Raw genomic sequence first — 3181 nt, forward strand, 5'->3', positions numbered from 1 at the left:
GCGTCGGCAAGACGACGACCACTCTCGGTCTCGGGTCGACGTTCGCGTCGCTGCGCGGAGATTGCGTCATCGCCGTGGACGCGAACCCCGACTTCGGCACCCTGGGGGAGCGAGTTCCGCGTCAGACGTCGTCGACCGTGCGTGATCTGCTGGCCGCCGCACCGCACATTCGTCGCTACTCCGACATCCGCGAGCACACCTCGCAGGCACCGAGTCGACTCGAAGTGTTGGCCGGCGAGCGCGACCCGGCCGCGTCGGAGATGTTCGGCGAGGAGGACTACCGCGCCGTCATCGACATGCTGCAGGTGTACTACAACCTGATCCTGACCGATTGCGGTACCGGGATCATGCACTCGGCGATGAACGGGGTGCTGCAACTGGCGAATGCGCTGGTTCTGGTCAGCTCGCCCGCGGTCGACGGTGCGCGCAGTGCTGCAGCGACGCTGGACTGGCTCGAGCTGCACGGCTACGGCCATCTGGTGGAGCGGACCGTGGTGGTGATCAGCTCGGTTCGCCCGGGTTCGTCGGCGGTGGACATGAACTTGCTGCAACAGCACTTCCTCGAGCGCTGCCGCGCCGTCCTGGTGGTTCCCTTCGACGAGCACCTCGCCGAGGGTGCCGTGGTCGATCTCGACCAGTTGCGTCCCCAGACTCGAAGCGCGTTCGTCGAACTCGCCGCCATGGTGGCCGACGACTTTCCCGCGGCGTCCGGCAGGCACTCCGGCCCACAGCGCTGACGATCATCTGCCCTCGTCGTCGAGGGGTTTCAACCTGATCGGACTCGCGCGCACCAACGCCGTGGGATCGAGATAGTCGCGACCACGTCTGATGCCCCAGTGAAGGCACGTCGACGAGCAGCTCTCGTGCCCCGATGCCAACGAACCCAGCACGGCCCCTCGCCGGACGCGCGCGCCGGGGGTGACCGAGGCCAGCACCGGTTCGTACGTCGATCGCAGTCCGCCCGGATGATCCACCGATACGACGGGCTTGCCCGCGACCGACCCGGCGAACACCACGGTGCCGTCGGCGACGGCCAGTACCGACTGGCCTTCCTCCGCGGCGAGGTCGACACCACGGTGGCCCGGCAGCCAATTCTGCTCGGGACGGTCGAACGGGGTGACGACCTGCGGCTTAGGAGCCAGCGGCCAGGCGAATGCGCCTGTCTGCGCCGCTGCGACCGGCGTCGCGAGCGCTACTGCGGTCGCGAGGCACACCGCGAGTGCGCGGCGCGGGAGAGAGATGTTCACCCGTCCACCATCTCCCGGATCCGAGCGACCGAACGAACCCGGAGGTGATTTGTGGACAGGGAATTTCTTTGTCCACAGGCCTCGGAAACTCTTGACAGTCGGGCCTGGTTATGACGGGGGCGGTGGCAGGTCTACACTGGTCACTTGCGGCCTGTGCGTGCACGGGTCGACTTCGCGCGTCCGCTTCCATCGCATCGTCTGCTTCGAGCAGAATCACCGATACGAGAACCGGTTGTCGGCGGTCCTGAGATCTTCGTGGTGTCAGGTCCGGCAACTTCAGCGGCCGCCAGGGCAGAGGTCACCGACACTCTGCGTCAACCGCACCATCGAAAGAGAGTTCTTCAGCCATGGCTGTAGTAACAATGAAGCAGCTGCTCGACAGCGGCACACACTTCGGACACCAGACCCGTCGCTGGAACCCGAAGATGAAGCGATTCATCTTCACCGACCGCAACGGCATCTACATCATCGACTTGCAGCAGACTCTGACCTTCATCGACAAGGCTTACGAGTTCGTCAAGGAGACCGTCGCCCACAACGGCACGGTTCTGTTCGTCGGCACCAAGAAGCAGGCGCAGGAGTCCATCGCCGCTGAAGCAACTCGCGTGGGTATGCCCTACGTGAACCAGCGCTGGCTCGGTGGCATGCTCACCAACTTCCAGACGGTCCACAAGCGTCTGCTCCGCCTCAAGGAGCTCGAGGCAATGGAGCAGACCGGTGGCTTCGAGGGTCGCACCAAGAAGGAAATCCTCATGCTCACGCGTGAGATGACCAAGCTCGACCGCACCCTCGGTGGCATCCGGGACATGTCCAAGGTTCCGTCGGCCATCTGGATCGTCGACACCAACAAGGAGCATCTCGCGGTTGCCGAGGCGCGCAAGTTGAACATCCCGGTCATCGCGATCCTCGACACCAACTGCGATCCCGACGTGGTCGACTACCCGATCCCGGGTAACGACGACGCGATCCGTTCCGCTGCGCTGCTGACCAAGGTCGTCGCATCCGCAGTTGCCGAGGGCGTGCAGGCGCGAGCAGGTCAGAACACTGCATCCGACGCCAAGCCCGAGGTCGCCGCAGGCGAGCCCCTCGCCGAGTGGGAGCTCGAGCAGCTCGCTCAGGCTTCACCGGCAGCCGATGCTCCCGCAGCGGAAGCTCCGGCAGCAGAGGCTCCCGCAGCCGATGCCCCGGCCGCAGAAGAAGCGCCGGCAGCAGAAGAAGCACCGGCCGCTCAGGCTTGATCGAATTCGGTCCCGGTTCACCCTCAGGGGTGGGCCGGGGCCGCTTCGGTATGTCAGGGTTGTGGTCGGTACGGCTCCGTAGTGAGCCCGTCGATCACGGCCCGAGAACAGCATTTTTCGTCAACGCCCGTACCCAGACTTTGAGGAGGCTCGCCCACGATGGCGAACTACACTGCCGCCGACGTCAAGCGGCTCCGTGAGCTCACCGGCTCCGGAATGATGGACTGCAAGAACGCGCTCGCCGAGAACGACGGCGACTACGACAAGGCCGTCGAGTACCTGCGTATCAAGGGTGCCAAGGACGTCGGCAAGCGCGCCGAGCGCAACACCGCCGAAGGCCTCGTCGTCGCCGAGGGTGGAGTGCTCGTGGAGATCAACTCCGAGACCGACTTCGTGGCCAAGAACGACGAGTTCCAGACGTTCGCCGCGTCCGTTGCGGCGACGGCTGCAGCAGGCAAGCCGGCCGATGTCGATGCCCTCAAGGCGCTCGACCTGAACGGCAAGACTGTCGAAACGGCTCTGAACGAGCTGTCGGCGAAGATCGGCGAGAAGCTCGAGCTGCGTCGCGTCGTGTCCTACGACGGCAACACCGCGACGTACCTGCACAAGCGCAGCGCGGACCTGCCGCCTGCTGTCGGCGTGCTGGTCGAGTACACCGGTGACGGCGATGCCGCGGGCGCGCTGCGCGCGCTGCCA

The 3181-nt window shown here is 65.4% G+C and carries 4 protein-coding genes; 3 read left to right on the top strand and 1 reads right to left on the bottom strand.

The window, feature by feature from the left end; genetic code table 11:
* Window positions 1–737 (top strand): MinD/ParA family protein (locus tag RHBS_RS26050; RefSeq protein WP_145977617.1); only part of this gene is annotated, 737 nt, incomplete at its 5' end.
* A gap of 3 nt (window positions 738–740) precedes the next feature.
* On the opposite strand, the gene RHBS_RS26055 is transcribed toward RHBS_RS26050, so the two are convergent.
* Window positions 741–1247, bottom strand: coding sequence for a M23 family metallopeptidase (locus RHBS_RS26055; RefSeq protein ID WP_183130177.1), 507 nt, complete (start codon window positions 1245–1247; stop codon window positions 741–743).
* 347 nt (window positions 1248–1594) lie between these two features.
* Here RHBS_RS26055 and rpsB point away from each other — a divergent pair, with 347 nt between their 5' ends.
* Together rpsB and tsf are read left to right on the top strand one after the other, a co-directional pair.
* On the top strand, window positions 1595–2485 hold the full coding sequence (gene rpsB, locus RHBS_RS26060) for a 30S ribosomal protein S2 (RefSeq protein WP_121870140.1): 891 nt from the start codon (window positions 1595–1597) through the stop codon (window positions 2483–2485).
* 159 nt (window positions 2486–2644) lie between these two features.
* A partial coding sequence (tsf, locus tag RHBS_RS26065; protein ID WP_128646828.1) for a translation elongation factor Ts occupies window positions 2645–3181 on the top strand: 537 nt, incomplete at its 3' end.

Origin of the sequence: Rhodococcus sp. BS-15, assembly GCF_000813105.1 — a bacterium.
GTDB lineage: Bacteria > Actinomycetota > Actinomycetes > Mycobacteriales > Mycobacteriaceae > Rhodococcoides.